The sequence below is a fragment of the Bacteroides ovatus genome (assembly GCF_001314995.1).
GTDB classification, from domain to species: domain Bacteria; phylum Bacteroidota; class Bacteroidia; order Bacteroidales; family Bacteroidaceae; genus Bacteroides; species Bacteroides ovatus.
This window is the reverse complement of the sequence record NZ_CP012938.1, coordinates 6156762-6174792: the sequence shown is the minus strand read 5'-3', so window position 1 is coordinate 6174792 and position 18031 is coordinate 6156762. Positions and strand designations below refer to the sequence as shown.

Annotated in this window: 14 protein-coding genes; 11 read left to right on the top strand and 3 right to left on the bottom strand. The window is 40.3% G+C overall.

The features are described 5' to 3' along the window. Positions 1-18 precede the first annotated feature (18 nt). Genes Bovatus_RS23330 through Bovatus_RS23315 form a run of 4 tightly spaced genes read left to right on the top strand, consistent with a single transcriptional unit; the run spans position 19 to position 2965 of the window. Positions 19-603, top strand: coding sequence for a DUF6452 family protein (locus Bovatus_RS23330; protein ID WP_004302040.1), 585 nt, complete (start codon positions 19-21; stop codon positions 601-603). Beyond that, the gene (locus tag Bovatus_RS23325) at positions 587-1336 is read left to right on the top strand and encodes a DUF6048 family protein (RefSeq protein WP_004302039.1); all 750 of its coding nucleotides are present in this window, start codon (positions 587-589) and stop codon (positions 1334-1336) included. The genes Bovatus_RS23330 and Bovatus_RS23325 overlap by 17 nt, the downstream gene beginning before the upstream one ends. A gap of 6 nt (positions 1337-1342) precedes the next feature. Further along, complete coding sequence (locus tag Bovatus_RS23320; RefSeq protein WP_004302038.1) at positions 1343-1924, top strand: manganese efflux pump MntP; 582 nt, start codon at positions 1343-1345, stop codon at positions 1922-1924. 30 nt (positions 1925-1954) lie between these two features. After that, positions 1955-2965, top strand: a complete 1011-nt coding sequence (locus tag Bovatus_RS23315) for an FAD:protein FMN transferase (RefSeq protein WP_004302037.1) — start codon at positions 1955-1957, stop codon at positions 2963-2965. A 108-nt stretch (positions 2966-3073) separates the two neighbouring features. Here Bovatus_RS23315 and Bovatus_RS23310 read toward each other — a convergent pair whose 3' ends face one another. Continuing rightward, on the bottom strand, positions 3074-3712 hold the full coding sequence (locus Bovatus_RS23310) for an HU family DNA-binding protein (RefSeq protein ID WP_004302036.1): 639 nt from the start codon (positions 3710-3712) through the stop codon (positions 3074-3076). A 286-nt stretch (positions 3713-3998) separates the two neighbouring features. Between Bovatus_RS23310 and Bovatus_RS23305 the strand changes: the two genes are divergently transcribed. After that, on the top strand, positions 3999-5192 hold the full coding sequence (locus Bovatus_RS23305; RefSeq protein WP_004296414.1) for an ISAs1-like element ISBaov2 family transposase: 1194 nt from the start codon (positions 3999-4001) through the stop codon (positions 5190-5192). 191 nt (positions 5193-5383) lie between these two features. After that, on the top strand, positions 5384-6694 hold the full coding sequence (locus Bovatus_RS23300; protein WP_004302035.1) for a VapE domain-containing protein: 1311 nt from the start codon (positions 5384-5386) through the stop codon (positions 6692-6694). A 181-nt stretch (positions 6695-6875) separates the two neighbouring features. Here Bovatus_RS23300 and Bovatus_RS23295 read toward each other — a convergent pair whose 3' ends face one another. Then, entirely contained in the window at positions 6876-7826 is a 951-nt protein-coding gene (locus Bovatus_RS23295; RefSeq protein WP_004320308.1) for a BF3164 family lipoprotein, read from the bottom strand. 304 nt (positions 7827-8130) lie between these two features. On the opposite strand from Bovatus_RS23295, the gene Bovatus_RS25345 reads away from it, so the two are divergent. The 5 genes from Bovatus_RS25345 (at position 8131) to Bovatus_RS23270 (ending at position 17720) form a co-directional block, all read left to right on the top strand. Continuing rightward, the gene (locus tag Bovatus_RS25345; protein WP_138274746.1) at positions 8131-8505 is read left to right on the top strand and encodes a fibronectin type III domain-containing protein; all 375 of its coding nucleotides are present in this window, start codon (positions 8131-8133) and stop codon (positions 8503-8505) included. Between the two features lie 246 nt (positions 8506-8751). Continuing rightward, entirely contained in the window at positions 8752-10236 is a 1485-nt protein-coding gene (locus Bovatus_RS23285; protein WP_004302028.1) for a TolC family protein, read from the top strand. Between the two features lie 21 nt (positions 10237-10257). Continuing rightward, positions 10258-11337 carry an efflux RND transporter periplasmic adaptor subunit gene (locus tag Bovatus_RS23280; RefSeq protein ID WP_004302027.1) on the top strand — a complete coding sequence of 360 codons (1080 nt, stop codon included), beginning with the start codon at positions 10258-10260 and terminating at the stop codon, positions 11335-11337. 36 nt (positions 11338-11373) lie between these two features. Beyond that, positions 11374-14424, top strand: a complete 3051-nt coding sequence (locus Bovatus_RS23275) for an efflux RND transporter permease subunit (RefSeq protein WP_004302026.1) — start codon at positions 11374-11376, stop codon at positions 14422-14424. 23 nt (positions 14425-14447) lie between these two features. Then, positions 14448-17720: an efflux RND transporter permease subunit gene (locus tag Bovatus_RS23270; protein ID WP_224440809.1), complete on the top strand. Its 3273-nt coding sequence runs from the start codon at positions 14448-14450 to the stop codon at positions 17718-17720. Here Bovatus_RS23270 and Bovatus_RS23265 read toward each other — a convergent pair. Continuing rightward, positions 17652-18023: a DMT family protein gene (locus Bovatus_RS23265; RefSeq protein ID WP_004302024.1), complete on the bottom strand. Its 372-nt coding sequence runs from the start codon at positions 18021-18023 to the stop codon at positions 17652-17654. The two genes, Bovatus_RS23270 and Bovatus_RS23265, sit on opposite strands and share 69 nt — an antisense overlap. Between the last annotated feature and the right edge of the window lie 8 nt (positions 18024-18031).

Here is an 18031-nt window from a genome sequence, read left to right as displayed (position 1 = left end):
ACATTCAATAAACTGACTATGAAGAATTTAATTCGTATCTTTCTCATATTGACTATCATTGGCGGTGCAGTCAGCTTACACAGTGCCTGCTCGGATGAGAACGATTGCTCATTGGCAGGACGTCCGATGATGTACTGCACAATATATACCATTAATCCGGATAATCCTACTATTGCATTAAAAGACACGCTTGATTCATTAACAATCACAGCATTGGGCACTGACTCTATCATTCTGAACAATGAAAAGAATGTGCATACCCTGATGTTGCCACTACGATACACAAGTGACACTACTGTGTTCATATTCAGATACGATCCCAAACGTAGAGAAAAAGATGTTGACACATTATACATTGTACAACAAAATACTCCTTATTTCCAGTCCATGGAATGTGGTTATATGATGAAACAAAATATAATCAGCGCTAAATTTGGAAAACCGGGAAGACCGGGTAACCCTCCTCCCTATGGCAACGGGCAGCCGGACCAGATAGATTCTCTTCATATAAAAAATAAAGAAGCCAATACAAATGAAATCGAGAACTTGCAGATATTCTATAATTATCGGCCAGAACGCACACCTGATGAAACGACTAATTAGTCTGCTTCTGCTCTTTTGCATTGGGCTTCCGTTGCTGGCACAACAGCAACGTCCGGCGCAAACGCCCAAAAGAGATCAGAAGAAAAAAGAGGTTGCCGAGATAGATACCATTCCGCTCTACAATGGTACGTATGTCGGTGTGGATTTATATGGCATTGGAAGCAAGCTGCTGGGAGGCGACTTTATGAGTTCTGAAGTCAGCGTAGCCGTTAACCTCAAGAATAAATTCATCCCTACTATTGAGTTTGGTATGGGAGGAACAGATACCTGGAGCGAAACAGGCATACACTATAAGAGCAAAATGGCCCCATTCTTCCGAATCGGTGTGGACTACAACACCATGGCAAAGAAAAAAGAGAAGAATAGCTACTTGTATGCAGGACTTCGCTATGCATTCAGTTCATTTAAATATGATGTTTCCACAATGCCGGCAGATGATCCTATCTGGGGAGATGTAATAGGTAACCCCAGTTTGGAAGACGGTTATTGGGGAGGAAGTGTGCCATTCAGCCATCTGGGTATGAAAGGATCGGTGCAATGGCTGGAAATCGTTTTAGGCGTCAAAGTACGTATTTACAAAAACTTCAACATGGGGTGGTCGGTACGTATGAAATACAAAACCAAAGCATCTACCGGAGAATATGGAGACCCATGGTACGTGCCCGGTTACGGAAAGTTTAAATCAAATAACATGGGAATCACTTATTCCCTTATTTATAAATTGCCTCTTTAGAATACAATGACAGGACTAGAGATTTGGCTGCTTGCAATAGGTCTGGCGATGGATTGTTTCGCTGTCTCAATTGCAAGCGGTATTATTTTGAAACGTACCCGTTGGAAACCCATGCTAATCATGGCTTTTGCTTTCGGCTTTTTTCAGGCAATCATGCCATTTATCGGATGGATGTGTGCAAAGACATTCAGTCATCTTATAGAAAGTGTAGACCATTGGATTGCTTTCGCAATCCTTGCCTTCTTAGGCGGACGAATGATTTTAGAATCTTTCAAAGAAGAAGAATGTTGTAAACTGTTCAATCCGGCAAATCCGAAAGTGGTATTGACCATGGCAATAGCCACAAGTATTGATGCATTGGCAATCGGCATTTCCTTTGCCTTTCTGGGAGTTCAGGATTATACCGAAATCCTCCCTCCTATCAGCATTATCGGATTTGTTTCATTTGTCATGTCACTCATCGGTCTGATCTTTGGTATCCAATGTGGCTGCGGCATCGCCCGGAAACTGAAAGCTGAGTTATGGGGAGGTATCATTCTAGTCATTATCGGACTAAAGATATTAATTGAACATTTATTTCTTCAATAAAACGAGTTTTCTCATCAAATAGAAGAGCGTATGAAAACAAAAAAAAGTTTCCTTTGGCTGGCTTTCCTGATTTTGGCAACTATCTGGATATTAGTCAGACATAATCAACAAGTTGGCTATTACAGTGTCAAAGGTTTGGTGTTTGGGACAGTATATAAAATTACTTATCAGCATGACGGTGACTTAAAACCGGAAATAGAAGCTGAACTGAAACGCTTCGACCAATCTCTATCTCCATTCAACGACAGTTCTGTTATCAGCCGCGTCAACCGCAATGAAGAGCTGGTGACTGATAGTTTTTTCCAGAAATGCTTCCATCGCTCGATGGAAATTTCCCGCGAGACAAAGGGTGCTTTCGACATTACAGTAGCCCCTCTTGCCAATGCTTGGGGATTCGGTTTCAAAAAAGGTGCTTTTCCTAATTCATTAATGATAGACAGTCTGTTACAAATCACCGGATATGAAAAAGTGAAAATGGATAACGGCAAAGTTATCAAACAGGATCCTCGTACTATGTTAAGTTGTAGTGCCGTGGCCAAAGGGTATTCGGTAGACGTAATTGCACAACTGCTCGACCGTAAGGGAATAAAAAACTATATGGTAGATATAGGAGGCGAGGTGGTAGTGAAAGGGAAAAATCCTTCCAAAGGCTTGTGGCGCATTGGAATCAATAAGCCCGTCGACGATTCACTGGCTGTAAACCAAGACTTACAGACAATTCTTGAGATAACAGATTTAGGCTTGGCAACTTCCGGAAACTATCGTAATTATTATTATAAGGATGGGAAGAAATACGCCCATACGATTGACCCTAGAACTGGCTATCCGGTACAACACAATATCTTGTCCTCTACGGTAATCGCCAAAGACTGTATGACTGCCGATGCCCTTGCCACCGCCTTCATGGTGATGGGACTGGAAGAAGCGGAAGCTTTCTGCAAAGCGGATACAACGATTGACGCCTACTTTATTTATAGTGGAGAAAATGGAGAGTTCAAGACTTTCTACACGGAAGGAATGAAAAAATACATAGCGAAATAAGGTTCGCTTCTTTTCTTTCATTCCCTTTACATGAGGACAAGTCTCAAGCTATCAACCGTTTCGTGTGATTACTCAAAGAAATATGCTTCTTCACATCCTTCACAGTCATTACCGTGAAGGATGTGCCGCATCTCTGGATACGCCATAATAACCGGGAGCAGGCACATACATCGGCTGATTGCGCAAACCGATATTCACCAGTTTTCCTTCTCCACGCAAACGTACCAAATGCATTTTAGCTGTAGTACGTGCCAAACCACACACTTCCTGAAAATCACGGCGGGTCATCATCTGATGTTCGGAAAAATATTCTTTCAACAGCATATCAATCTCCACCTCTGACACCTTCTCCGAATGGCGGACATACTTGGACTGACTGGCACGAACACCCACAAAATATCCTTTCAGATTACTATCAAGGCGAAATCGAACAGTTTTGAAAGCCACCTTATTAGTCTTATGCGGAGTGCTGCGAGTCACTTTCCCCGTAGCCTCCAAAGTGGGATAAAAATAACCGATCCCCTCGATATGTACTTCTTTTCCCTCACGCAACGACTCACCGAGAATCTTCGATAAGTTATCAAGCACATTCTTTACATCGCCCACAGTCAACGAACTGTAGTCATGAATCTTGTAACAAAGAGTATCCGTATCTACCTTTCCATTCATAAAGATACGCGGATGCAACGCAGCTTCTTCTTCCGAAGAATCATTAGGATTTTCATACCAATCAAACACAATAGCCATTACTTCTTATCAATTTAAATGTGTAACTTCATCATAGGACAACTTTAATCGGCTATTCGGACGACTGGAATCGGCTGTTCAGTCAACTATTGTCAGCCAACCGGACAACTCCAGTCGGCTTTTCCTAAACAAGCACTAAACCAGGGAAAACGCATTATACTCTTTCCTTAATCTTTTATACATTTATCTTACACCAATATTGTCTTTTCATCTTATTAATAAGATATTTATCTTTCATTTACAATATTATTTGAGTACATTTACGTGATTATAAATCACAATTAAAATGAAGCAAGAAACTAAAAGAAAGATTGAGATCAGCAACCTACATGAATTTGCTGATTCATTAATATTGATAGATAACCGGATAGACCGTTGTAAAAAACATCAGGCCAGTACCATTGTTCTTATTGCAATTTCTGCTGTTATATGTGGCGCTGATACTTGGAATTCAATAGAAGACTTTGGTAAAAGTAAAGAATCTTTTTTTGCAGCCAAGCTTTCCAATTTTAATGGTATCCCTTCCCATGATACATTTAATCGCTTTTTCTCGGCATTAGATCCTTTAAAATTTGAAGAATCTTATAGGCAATGGGTCCAAAGCATTCTCAAATGTTATTCGGGGCATATAGCCATTGATGGTAAAACCATACGAGGAGCCTATGAATCCGAACAGGACAAGCGTCATCGTAAACAAGGAGTGCTTCCTGATTCGAATACGGGAAAGTACAAATTGCATGTCATCAGTGCATTTGCAACAGAACTGGGAATCTCCCTTGGACAGTTATGTACACAAGAAAAGGAAAATGAGATAGTTGTCATTCCTGAATTATTAGATATGTTGTGTATAAAAGATTGTATTATTACAATTGACGCTTTAGGATGCCAGCGTACAATTGCAGAGAAAGTCATAAAGGGAGAAGGTGACTACATTTTTATAGTGAAAGATAATCAACCGAAATTAAAGGAAATAGTACTGTCAGTAACAGAAAGTATTGTATCAAAAGGTACAACAGTACGATTTGACAAATATGAGACGCATGAAGAAGGACATGGCAGGAATGAGTCGAGAATCTGCTATTGCTGCAACGATCCTGGTTTTCTGGGAGCAGATATTAGAAAGAAGTGGAAAAATATACAGTCTTTCGGATATATAGAGAATACCAGAAATACAAACAAAGGCACTACAGTGGAAAAAAGATGTTTTATATCTTCCTTGGAACCTGATGCGCAGAAGATACTTAAAAATAGTAGAGAACACTGGGAAATTGAGAATAATCTACATTGGCAGCTAGATGTCAATTTCCATGAAGATAATACCAGAAGAAGAAATATATCAGCATTAAACTTCTCCGTACTGGCGAAAATTGCATTGGCTACATTAAGAAACAACAAAAGAGAGATACCAATCAATAGAAAAAGATTAATAGCAGGGTGGGATAATGAATTCTTATGGGAACTTATTTTACATGATTTATAATGCGTTTTCCCTGAGCACTAAAGATACGACAAAGTAACGATATATCAGCATAAGAAAGCTTGTTTTTCATTTCAGAAGAAAATAAACATTTTCTTAGTTAAATACTTGCAAACCCCATATTTCATGTTATACCTTAGCAGCATCAACCGGTCGAAAAAACAACATTTATTCATTTAAAAAACAAGAAAAATATGAAGACATTAGAATATCACTCGAAACGTTTGGCGAAAAAAATACGAGTATTGATGAAAGAATCGTCAAACGTCATCGTTTCAACGAATACGTCAAAGAACGTACCGAAAATGCAAGAAATAGATGAACAGGAAGCATATAAGCAAGAAGTACATAAACAACCCGTCCTTCTAACACAACAAGTGATTGACTTTTTAAAAGAGCGATATGACTTCCGCTACAACCTGCTCACTGAAGAAACCGAATTCCGACCATCCGGACAACGAGACATTCCTTTCTGCCGCATAGACAAGCGAGAACTGAATACTTTCTGTCTGGAAACTCACAAAGAAGGTATCAACTGCTGGGACAAGGATCTTCAAAGATATATCTATTCTACCCAAGTGGAAAGTTACCACCCTTTCCGGCTTTATATGAACGAACTACCTGCCTGGGACGGAACAGATCGGTTAAAGCCCTTAGCGAAGCGGATATCTGACATTCCTCTATGGATAAAAAGCTTTCATACCTGGATGCTCGGACTTGCCGCCCAATGGCTGGGAGTAACTCAAACACAAGCAAACAGCGTGGCTCCGATACTTATCAGTGAAGAACAAGGACGCCACAAGTCTACTTTCTGCCGTATGCTGATGCCACCACAACTAGCCCGTTATTATTCGGATAATCTGAAACTAACCGCACAAGGCAATCCCGAACGTCTCCTTGCCGAGATGGGATTACTAAACATGGACGAATTTGACAAATTCGGAGCACAAAAGATGCCATTACTGAAAAATCTGATGCAAATGTCCAGCCTCAACATCTGCAAAGCCTATCAGAAAAATTTCCGGTCGCTACCTCGTATCGCTTCGTTCATCGGAACGAGCAACCGAACTGACTTACTATGTGATCCGACAGGCAGCCGCAGATTCATCTGCATTGAAGCGGAACATGATATAGACTGTACCGGAATTGAACATTCACAAATCTATGCCCAACTGAAAGAGGAACTGCTTGCAGGTGCCCGCCACTGGTTTAACAAGGAGGAAGAACACGCCTTGCAATGTCATAACATGGCATACTATCATGTCAACCCTATAGAAGACATTGTGCGCAACACATACGCGCCTGCCACATTGAATGAGTCGGATTGTCTGTCACTCTCCGCCGCTATTATTCATCAGGAATTAAAAAAGAGATTTCCCGCCGCACTACGAAGTTGTACACCTATCCAACTGGCTCAAATTTTTACCGCAACAGGTATCAGCCGACAGCATACGAGATTAGGAAATGTGTATTTGGTGAAGAGGGTGAAGGATAGTGAAGAATGAAATTACCACAGTTTATTCACAGAAGGCATCTATGAATCATCAGCTTAGTATTATGTGAAAAAAAGAATATGTCAATAATCAAGGATAGCTAGTTTTATTTTGAAATAGAGAAAGTGGCAAGTACAAGGCTGATTTGTCACTTCCTCCATTTCTTATTCCAATAATACAAAAAAGCAGTAAATTATATATTTAAATCTGCCTTATACAATGTGAGCCCGTCTTCGTTAAACTCGCAAAAGTACACTGAACGGCCATTATTTGATAGTCCATAATAACCATTTTTTCTATCTGGCAAATCAAACTTTTTGATTGGGTTTAACTGCCAGTCAAATACAAATATTGCTTCTTTCATTAGTTTTGAATCTTTATCCTCTTCGCTAAAATAGCCTTTAACATCACATAGAATATATTTATCATTAAGTTTCATTGATTCAATTCCTATATGTTTTTCATTCATCGTATTAAGTGACGCAAATGTTTTACTTCTTACCTCTTCGCGCTGCATTTTCGTGTATCTTTTTTCACCTACTACCTTTCCATTCTTGACATCAAATATATACAATATAAACTGATTACTTGCATAAAAAACAGCCATATCATTTCCTTTTACTTCAATAGAACCATCAGCGTAAGCACATTTTATTAGATCATTTGCAGACAGTTCCATATCTTTTGCTTTTCCAATATCAAAACTTTCATAATTTATTGTTTCATAAAATTTTGCTTCCTTATTATTAAATATAGCAATCGATTTCTGATTAAATTCGTTCATTTCCACTTTTTCGCTTTCAGAAAAAGCTGGCATTAAGGTTGCAAGGACAAAACCATTGGGAAGCTTAACCATTCGACGTACCCAAATACTATCCGGAACTATTGTCACAGTAAATTTTCGTTCACCCATAGGCACATTATCTATAATGTCTCTCTTGCCGAAAGTTTTTATCATATTTGGATATGCATAAAGTTGAACGGAATCACCTATTATTTGAAAATCTTCTAATTCTGTTAATTCATTGGCCGCTCTTCCTCTTGATGCTATTGTAGATAATTTCTTTCCAGTATTTAAATCATAGCAAAATCCAAAATTCTCCTCATTCTCTTCGACAGACCATAGTATAGAGTCATCAATCATACAGAAGCCCCTTTCAAAAATGTCAAACTTATTAAAAGGCTTAAATTCCAATTTTTCGGTAACAGGAAAATCTGTATCTATATTTGAAATAGGGATGATCTGATTTTTGACCGTGCTATTACAACTAAAAAAAATATGCCAATTAAAAGCAATAAAAGTTGAGCATTTGTTTTCATAAGTGTGTATTTTTAAATAATTAATGATAATTATTTGCGAAAATAGTTATTATCTTTGCAAAGAATACCTGCATTTTTATACCAAACAAAATAAAAATAATATGAAAACACCTTAAAAAAGAATTTTCTTGTTAGCTTGTTTAGGCTTAACAGTTGCAACAATTACATTTGCTGGAAAAATTGACGTTCCTTCTCCTCCGGGAAGACCTAGTGCTTGTGACATAAATGTCAATTGGTGTAAATTAAGATTTTTAAAACCCATGAACGATGGAGGGTCACGAATACAATTCTATCGTATTGAGTTTAGAAAAAAAGAATCAGCTAGGTGGATATTTCAAGGAAACGCCGAAAATCAATTTTCCTATGATGATATAATACAAGCCCACGTTGACAATAGAGTTGGAGCAGTTCCAGTAGCATTTCGTGTTTTTGCAAACAATGAGATCGGTCGAGGTGAACCATCAAAACCTTCTAACCTTATAACATTTGAAGATCCATTTTAATTACATAAAACAATAAAAATCCCGAATAGTCATACCACAGAGAGTTATTCGGGATCTTTGCTTATAAAAAGCTAAATGATTACTACAAAAATAATGAACAGCCTCCGATCCACATAAAATAGTCACATAAAACACAGAGAAAATCACCAATACTATTCAATAAACAAATTATTTTTTTGTATAAATATAGTAATGGAGCCAAAATTTCAAGTTTAAAAGACAACAAAACCAAAGACGTAAACACAAATGCAAAAAAGACTACTATTAGTGTCCATAGGATGGCTACTCTGTAGTGCCATCACCGGACAAAATCTAACCACGAGAAATATAACCCTCGAACAAGCGATCGAGATTGCTCATGCCCGTTCTCCACAAGTTCAGATGGCACAACTTAATTTTATGGCGCAGTATTGGGACTTCCGTTCCTATAAGGCACAGTTTCTCCCATCGCTTAATTTGCATGGAAATTTGGGAAACTATAACCGCTCACTAGTAGATGTGCGTGACCCAGAAACGGGGCGTATCAGCTATGTGGCAAACAATACATTGAATAATAATTTGTCTATTTCAATAGATCAAAATATCCCTCTGACAGGCGGTAAAGTATCACTTAACACATCGCTCGACCGGTTGGACCAGTTTAATTATGGCACGCAGATATACAATTCAAATCCACTTACAATCCACTACACACAGCCTCTACGATCGTTTAATGAATTAAAATGGAGAAAAAAGACGGAGCCTTTACGCTATGAAAAGGAGAAGAAGGTATATTTAGAGTCGATGGAGAATATAACCCTTCAGACTACCTCACAATTCTTTTCCGTCTTATCGGCACAGACCAGTCATCAGAAAAATGAAGAAAACCTGAATGATACCCGAAGCATGTACGATATAGCGCTCAAACGCTCTGCGATTGGTACTGTGACAAAAAGTGAACTATTACAGTTGGAATTGGCTCTGATGAATGCAGAACTAACAGTTAGTAATAGCAGAACAAATTTAGAAATTGCTCTTTTCAACTTTAAGACCTATCTGGGCATTTCGGAGAGTACTTCTTTTAAACTACTACCGCCAACAATAGCCCCGGATGTTATCATGGAATACGACTTTGTATTAGGTAAAGCCTTACAAAACTCATCGCAAAATCTTTCACTTCAACTGAAAGAAATAGAAGCACAGCAGGATGTAGCACAAGCCAAAGCAGCAAAAGGAATTCAGGTGGAGCTACAGGCAAATCTGGGTTTCTCACAAACGGGAAATAGTTTCAATGAAGCATATCGCTTATTGAAAGATCAAGAAATTGTCGGAGTTTCGCTGACAATGCCTATTTACGACTGGGGTATGAGCCGGGGAAAAGTAAAGATGGCTGAAGCAAAAGCTCGATTGGCACGCACACAGAACGAACAGGATGCCATACAATTTCAACAAGATATTCGAATTAAAGTGATGCAGTTCAACCAACAAGGCAGGCAGTGCGAAATATCAGCAAAGGCTTTGATCGTTGCGCAACAGCGGTATGATATCACCAAAGACAGATTCCTGAACGGAGGTATTACCGTGACCGATCTGAACACGGCACAAAAAGAGTTGGATGATGCTAGCGGACAATATATATCGCAACTGAGTACCTTTTGGGGTGCCTATTTTGAGTTGAGAAAATTGTCATTATATGACTTTATTCATAAAAAAGATATTAGTGCGGAATTCGATCAAATCATTGAAAGATAAAATCATTGAAAAAGAAAAGTTATGAAGAAATTATTCCTATATAAAAGTCTCTTGATGATTATTTGCCTGTTGGGAGCGGCAGCTTGCGGTGACGGAAAGAAAAAAGAAGAAGCTTTAATCGGTAAGAGTGATGAGAAAACACAGTTGATTACTGTCGATACGATGGTATTAACCAAACGGTCCTTCCAAAAACAAATCGTATGTAACGGTAAGCTGCGCGCAGTAGTGAAAAGTGACCTAGCATTTAATGGTTCGGGGATTATTACCGCCATTCATATACGCAACGGAGATAGAGTTGCCAAGGGAATGACGTTGGCAGTGCTTAATACGAAAGAGGCCGAAATAGAGCTGCGGAAAAGCCGCCGTGCGATGACAAAAGCAAATATTGACCTGGTAGATAAACTGATTGGACAGGGATACACAGCTGATACGACAGCCGTTCCAACCGCTATTTTGCAGAATATGAAAGCGTCATCGGGATATGAGAGCGCAATGGATCAATTAGAGGCAGCCGAACGCCAGTTGGCTAATTGTTATTTAACCGCACCGTTTAGTGGCCGCGTGGCAGATTTGGATTCCAAGGTATATGGCCGTTCGACAGACAAACTATGCACATTGATTGATGACTCCTATTTTGATGTGGAATTTAGTGTATTAGAGGCCGAAATGGAAGAAGTAGCACGAGGGTTACGAATCTCGGTATCTCCTTTTATCAATGAGGATCAACATTTTACGGGTGAGATTACAGAAGTCAACCCCTTGATTAATGAGCAAGGACAAATTAAAGTACGAGCGAAAGTACGTAACTATAATAACTATTTAATAGAGGGAATGAATGTAAAGATTCTGCTGGAGCGTGAAGTGAAGCAGCAGTTTGTTGTTCCGAAAGATGCGGTGGTCCTTCGAGACGGGTTCCAAGTGATTTTCCGTTATAAAGATGGCAGAGCGGTATGGACGTATGTGGATGTGGTTATGTCTAATATTGATTCTCATGTGATTACGGGTAATGCCAAAAAACAGACCACTATTTCGGAGAATGATGTTGTGATTGTATCCAACAATCTGAATCTGGCAGATGAAACAGAGGTGACGCCTAATTAAAATGTCTGATTGGCGAACCTTTAACCCCTAAAAAGTATGATAAAGAAACTAATCACACGTCCCATAGCAGTGACAATGAGCGTGATTGCTATCATGGTGATGAGTCTGGTGGCGATGGGATATCTACCGGTATCGCTTATGCCGGCTATCAACATACCGCAGATCACCGTACAGGTGGCGGCTCCCGGCATGTCGGTGCGTGAGATAGATAACGTTCTGCTAAAGCCTCTCAAGAATCAGTTGTCGCAGGTGGCAGGACTGAAAAATATAACTGCAGAAGCTCGCGCCGATATCGGAACTATTTATATGGATTTTGAGCCCGACTGCAATATAGATATTGTCTTTATTGATGTCAACGAAAAGATGGACCGGGCAATCACTTCACTTCCGAAAGATGTGGAGCGTCCTAAGGTAATCAAAGCCAGCGTGACCGATATTCCGGCTTTCTATCTTAATCTATCACTCAAAAATGGTATTCCGGGCAAAGAGGGAGAACTTCGTGAAGCCGGTATTGAGTTCAGCGAGCTGGGACAGTTTGCCCGTGACGTTATCTCCAAACGTATCGAACAGTTGCCACAAACAGCGATGGTCGATATCAGCGGTGTGGTGACGCCCGAATTACTTTGTATTCCGAATTATGCCAAATTGACTTCTATGGGAGCAGATATCAGTCTGCTTGAACAAGCAATCAATAACAACAATGTCTCTTTGGGAGCGTTGAGCATCAAAGATGGTCAGTATCGTTACAGCATCCATTTTGATGCCCGCATCATTTCAAAAGAGGATATTGAAAATATATATATCAAACACGACGGACGTATCTACCAGTTCAAAGAACTATGTGAGATTGTGCAACGTCCCGCCAAAAGAAGCGGATTGGTACGTAGTAAAGGGGATCCAGCCATTTCGATGGCGATTATTAAACAGAACGACGCCAAAATGGAGGATCTGCAACAGAGTATCGCTACACTGATAGATGATCTGGAAAAAGAACATCCGAATATCCGGTTCGAACTGACCCGCGATCAAACCAAACTGTTGACCTACTCAATCGACAATCTGGGCAGTAACCTGTTGGTAGGTGGTATTTTAGCGGCACTAGTCATCTTCCTGTTTATGAAAGACCTGCGTTCACCGATGTTGATCGTTGTGACCATCCCTCTGTCTTTGGTCATTACCCTGTTGGCGTTCCACCTGTTGGGTATCTCACTCAACATCATCTCTTTATCCGGATTAGTTCTCGGTACGGGTATGATTGTTGACAACTCGATCATTGTGATTGATAATATATCGCAAAAGTGGCGATCGGGAATGAAGCTTGACGACTCCATCGCCGAAGCAGTCAGTGAGGTTTTTACTCCAATGCTAAGTAGTGTGCTGACCACCTGTTCAGTCTTCTTACCGCTAATTTTTTTAAGTGGTACAGCCGGTGCGCTGTTCTACGATCAGGCAATGGCGGTGACAATAGCACTGTTCGCTTCCTTACTCGTAGCGGTGCTGGTACTTCCGGTCTATTTTTATCTGATGTATAAAAAGCTATCGCCATATACCGAAAATCGTTTTATAGACCGCATCTTTACCTTCAATTATTATCGGCCGTATGAGAAAACACTAAAATGGACACTCCGACATGGCAAATTGACTATTATCTGCTTTATAGCACTCATTCCGATAACCTATTTCATCTATCAGATGGTTGAAAAAAGCCGTCTGCCACATATCTCTCATGATGACACTATTATGACAGTCGACTGGAATAGCGGTATATCGCTCGAAGAAAACGACTTACGAGTACATCGTCTGTTGTCACAGGTTGACAGTCTGACCGAGCAAACCACCTCAATGGTTGGCGTGCAGCAGTTTTTAATGTCGCATACCAAAGAAATCACTTCTTCCGAAAGCGTTGTTTATATCAAGGCGAAAGATGCGGAAACACTGGCTAAGATAGAGAAGAAACTGACAGATTATATAGCCGAAAAACATCCGAAAGCATTAGTTACATTCCAGGTTTCGGGTAATATCTTTAATATGATATTTGCCGAACAGGGAAGTCCATTGGTGGTACAATTGCACAGCAAAGGAGGAGAAGCTCCGACCGTGGAACAGGTAACAGGATTAGTAGGAAAGATTCGAAAGGCACTGCCCGATGTGGTTGTTCCTCCAGCTGTCATGGAGCAAAATATCCGCTATATAGCCGATGTGGAAGCGATGGCGGTATATGATATTACGTATGATGACATCTACGGAAAGATGAAAAATTTCATCAGCCAGAACACATTATTTCGCATCAACCAAGGCGGTTATTCAATGCCCGTCACAACGGGCGATTCACGTGCCGAGGCATCCGACATCTTATCGGGCAAGGTGCGCAATAAGTATGGTGTGGAGATACCGCTCTCAATGGTAATCCGTGAAACCAAAGGAGAAGATTTCAAGAAACTCTATTCCGGCAGTGCCGGTGACTACCATCCTATCGCTCTTGATGTGCCGGACAGCAATGTAAAACAAGTGATGAAAACCATCGAGCAGGTTGTAAAGGAGGATAAGAACTTCTTCGTGACCTTTACCGGCGAGTATTTTTCGAGCCGGGAGACTATCAAAGAATTGATTATCATTCTATTGGTAGCAATCTCGCTACTCTATTTTATTCTGGCAGCACAGTTTGAAAGTATCATTCAACCGCTAATCATCCTTTCGGAGATTGTCGTTGATGTCTTCTTTGTGTTGCTTGGTTTGTGGCTCTTTGGTGAAAGTTTGAATATCATGTCAATGATCGGTTTGGTGGTGATGAGTGGTATTATCATCAATGATTCGATCTTGAAAGTAGATACAATCAATCGATTGCGAAAACAGGGTATGCCGGTACTAAAAGCGGTTTTTGCAGGTGGACACAGTCGCCTGAAACCGATCATTATGACTTCGCTAACAACCATATTAGCCATTGCCCCCTTCCTGAATCGGGTGGATATGGGGTCGGATCTGCAATATCCGTTATCGCTCTCAATTATTATCGGCATGACAGTCGGAACACTTATCAGTCTGTTCTTTATACCGTTGATCTATTATATTATTTACCGTAAACGCTAATCCTGCTGCTCATGAGTAAAGATATGATAAAGAAAGGTTTTTTAGAGCGAATCCCCAGCTTTTCCCTCATCCTAATTATGACAGTATTGATGGTGATTGGGGCAGCCCTGATACCGATGCTGAGGATCGCTTATAAACCCACTCCCAAACAGGGGGATGAATTAAACGTCTCGTTCAATTGGCCAGGGGCGTCACCTCGTGTGATTGAACAGGAGATCACCTCTAAAATAGAAGGAATGGTCTCGTCAGTGGTCGGTGTCGAGAAAACGTCCTCTACCTCCTCCTACGGAAGTGGAAATGTGGTAATCAAACTGAAAGAGAATGCCAACATATCTGCCGTCCGTTTTGAAATATCTTCCCTGTTGAAACAAGTAGCCGGAAAGTTACCTGAGGGAGCCGGCTATCCCTCTTTGTCGGGAGGAGATGTCGGAAGCGGCATGAAACAGAGCTCCAGACAAGTTTTGTCTTATATCATCAATGCGGATATGGATCCGGCTTATATTCAGAATTATGTGGAGAGAAATATCAAGCCCTACCTGACACAGATTGATTATGTGCGCGAGATCACTGTTTCGGGAGCACCTCAAACTTATCTGGATATTGAGTATGACCCGATAGAGTTACATAATTACGGTTTAGAATCCAGTATAATCACATCAGGACTTCAAAACTTTTTAGGGCAACAATCTATTGTAGGAGATATTGACCGGATCGACCGCAACGGTAATAAAGAACGTATCACACTACTTCTGGAGACTGAAGCACTCGGATCTGATATTGGAAAAACGCCACTAACCACCATCAATGGCAAAATCATCTATTTGGATAATATTGCTAAATTAGATTATAAGAAACGGCGGGAAGACAATTTTTACCGCATCAACGGTCTGAATACAATCAATCTAAGTATATCAGCCGATGCTGATGTGAATATCATCACAGCTTCCGCCGAACTGCGTAAGCGGATGGAAGAGGTACAAGCCAATCTTTCAGATGGATTCTATGTCTCTCTGACTAATGATGAGGCTAAAGAGGTGCGTGAAGAGGTCAACAAACTGATAAAGCGAACATTCCTATCGCTACTATTTCTTTTTCTATTCATCTGGATATCAAGCCGAAGCGGTCGTTATCTATCCATTATCGCTGTGTCACTCTTTGCCAATGTGCTGATAGCAGTTATCTTCTTCTATCTGTTTGACATAGAGTTGAATTTAATCTCGTTAGCCGGTGTTGCCGTATCATTCGGAATAATGATTGATACCACCATTGTGATGGTGGATCACTACAGTTATTACCGCAATAGAAGTGTCTTTATTGCTATCTTGGCGGCACTGCTCACCACAATCGGATCATTAGTGGTTATCTTTTTTATGCCCGACTATGTAAAGGAAACGCTGAATGATTTTGCAACCATTATTATTATCAATCTCTGTGTTGCCCTGTTTGTAGCCTTGTTTTTTGTACCGGCAATAATTGATCGCAACGGTCTGAACCGCCGCCAAGAGAAAAAGCACTATCGTCGCTGTCGTAGAATCATAAAATGGAATAAATTCTACAATGGCTATATTACCTTTACTCAAAAACGGAAATGGATCTACATCACAATTCTGGTGTTGGCATTTGACATTCCATTGAACCTGTTGCCACAAAAATTGGATCAGCCTTATTATTTATATGGCAATAAAGGAAAGCCAGAGCTCAAATGGTACGAAGTGCTATACAATAAGACAATCGGCAGCGAATTTTATCAAAACAAATTGCGCCAGCCGCTTGAGAAGATAACAGGTGGAACCCTACATCTATTCTCATCCACTCAATCCTCCCGCACATTTACGCAGAGTGACCCTGGTGTAAAACTTTATATATCGGCCAAACTGACCGAAAAAGGCGATGCGGAAGAATTGAATCAAAAGATGTGGCAAATGGATCACTTTCTGGCAGAATATAAAGAGATCGAACGATTTGTGACCCAAGTGAAAGGAGAAAGTGGTACTATTGAAGTAGAGTTCACCGATGAGTACAAGTATGGGGCATTCCCACGACACTTGGAGTCGCAAGTGATAAAAAAAGCGCTATCAATAGGTGGTGTAGACTGGAGCACAACAGGGGTAAGTGAGAAAAGATTCTCTAACTCACTCACACAGAGACAAGGATCACACCGCATCGGACTAAGCGGTTATAACTATGACCAACTTTACAAACATGCTGAAACGATAGTCGAAAAGATCAAAAAGAATAAAAGGGTTACTAATATCGGTATCGAGTTAGGAGGTTCCGGCGATTGGGCCAGTCAGGACAATATGGCTGATGAGATGTATATCAAATATGATATGAAAAAAATCACACTCTATGATCTGAATCTCAACCAAGGGTACTCTGCACTGTCTGCACTGCTCAACGAAGGGGCAATAGGCACTTATCGCAATAAAGACCAGTACATAGCCATTGATTACCACTCTACACAACGTGATAAATTTGATGTATGGCATTTGATGAACAGCTATATAAATGTAGGAGACAACCCGATCCGCTACTCTCATATCGGAGAGATCGGCCGGCGTTCTACCAGCATTCAAATTACCAAAAACAATCAAGTGTACTCGCTTGATGTGTCATTTGATTATATGGGACCGACTGAACTGTCCGATTCATTCATCAAGAAAACGACCGAAGAAGTGAATGCTACTCTGCCGGTAGGTTTTCGCACAACCAATACAAGTTACGGATGGTATAATGACAGGGGAACGCAATATTGGCTGATTCTGCTAATTGTTGTCATTATCTTCTTCACTTGTTCGATCTTGTTTGAGTCGCTACGCCAACCACTTGTGATTATATCGCTGATTCCTATATCATTTATTGGGACTTTTTTGACATTCTATTTTTCCCGGATTAATTTTGGAACAGGAGGTTTTGCATCATTGGTTTTATTGAGTGGATTGGTGGTTAATGCCGCGATTTATGTCATAAACGAGTACAACGCCATTCGTAATAATCATCCCGACCGAGCTAAACGAATTTCTCCCGTAAGACTCTATGTAAAGGCTTATAACCATAAGATTATCGCGGTCTTACTGACAGTATTATCTACTGTACTGGGATTAGTTCCGTTCTTGATTGATGGTCCACAGGCAGAAGCATTTTGGTTCTCCTTTGCAATCGGCACTATGGGAGGCCTACTGTTTTCAATGATCGCATTGGTGTTCTTTATGCCAATATTGATGCCGTTATTTCATAAACACGAAATACACTGCTGCAATCAGACAAATAAATGCAGCCAGATGATTCCAATGTAAAGCCTCACCTTTAAAGAAGATGGTAGTGAACACTGTAAAAATAACAAGTGTTATTACCTCTTGAATGACTTTTAGTTGCATCAATGAAAACGGGCCTCCATTGCCTATAAAGCCAATACGATTGGCCGGTATCTGACAGGAATATTCAAAAAAGGCGATCGCCCAGCTGAACGCAATCACACCAATCAGCGGAAGAGCTGCGAACCAACTGTACTCCTGTTTCATCTTTAAATGTCCGTACCAAGCAAATGTCATAAAGACATTAGATACGATCAGCAACAAAATGGTATAGAATCCTTTCATAACAATCT

Excerpts from the sequence above, each read along its gene's own strand:
- Bovatus_RS23325 (WP_004302039.1), top strand. The coding sequence starts at position 587 with ATGAAACGACTAATTAGTCTGCTTCTGCTCTTTTGCATTGGGCTTCCG.
- Bovatus_RS23295 (WP_004320308.1), bottom strand. The coding sequence starts at position 7,826 with ATGATTGATGACTCTATACTATGGTCTGTCGAAGAGAATGAGGAGAAT.
- Bovatus_RS23305 (WP_004296414.1), top strand. The coding sequence starts at position 3,999 with ATGAAGCAAGAAACTAAAAGAAAGATTGAGATCAGCAACCTACATGAA.
- Bovatus_RS23315 (WP_004302037.1), top strand. The coding sequence starts at position 1,955 with ATGAAAACAAAAAAAAGTTTCCTTTGGCTGGCTTTCCTGATTTTGGCA.
- Bovatus_RS23275 (WP_004302026.1), top strand. The coding sequence starts at position 11,374 with ATGATAAAGAAACTAATCACACGTCCCATAGCAGTGACAATGAGCGTG.
- Bovatus_RS23330 (WP_004302040.1), top strand. The coding sequence starts at position 19 with ATGAAGAATTTAATTCGTATCTTTCTCATATTGACTATCATTGGCGGT.
- Bovatus_RS23320 (WP_004302038.1), top strand. The coding sequence starts at position 1,343 with ATGACAGGACTAGAGATTTGGCTGCTTGCAATAGGTCTGGCGATGGAT.
- Bovatus_RS23300 (WP_004302035.1), top strand. The coding sequence starts at position 5,384 with ATGAAGACATTAGAATATCACTCGAAACGTTTGGCGAAAAAAATACGA.
- Bovatus_RS23310 (WP_004302036.1), bottom strand. The coding sequence starts at position 3,712 with ATGGCTATTGTGTTTGATTGGTATGAAAATCCTAATGATTCTTCGGAA.
- Bovatus_RS23270 (WP_224440809.1), top strand. The coding sequence starts at position 14,448 with ATGATAAAGAAAGGTTTTTTAGAGCGAATCCCCAGCTTTTCCCTCATC.
- Bovatus_RS23285 (WP_004302028.1), top strand. The coding sequence starts at position 8,752 with ATGCAAAAAAGACTACTATTAGTGTCCATAGGATGGCTACTCTGTAGT.
- Bovatus_RS23280 (WP_004302027.1), top strand. The coding sequence starts at position 10,258 with ATGAAGAAATTATTCCTATATAAAAGTCTCTTGATGATTATTTGCCTG.
- Bovatus_RS23265 (WP_004302024.1), bottom strand. The coding sequence starts at position 18,023 with ATGAAAGGATTCTATACCATTTTGTTGCTGATCGTATCTAATGTCTTT.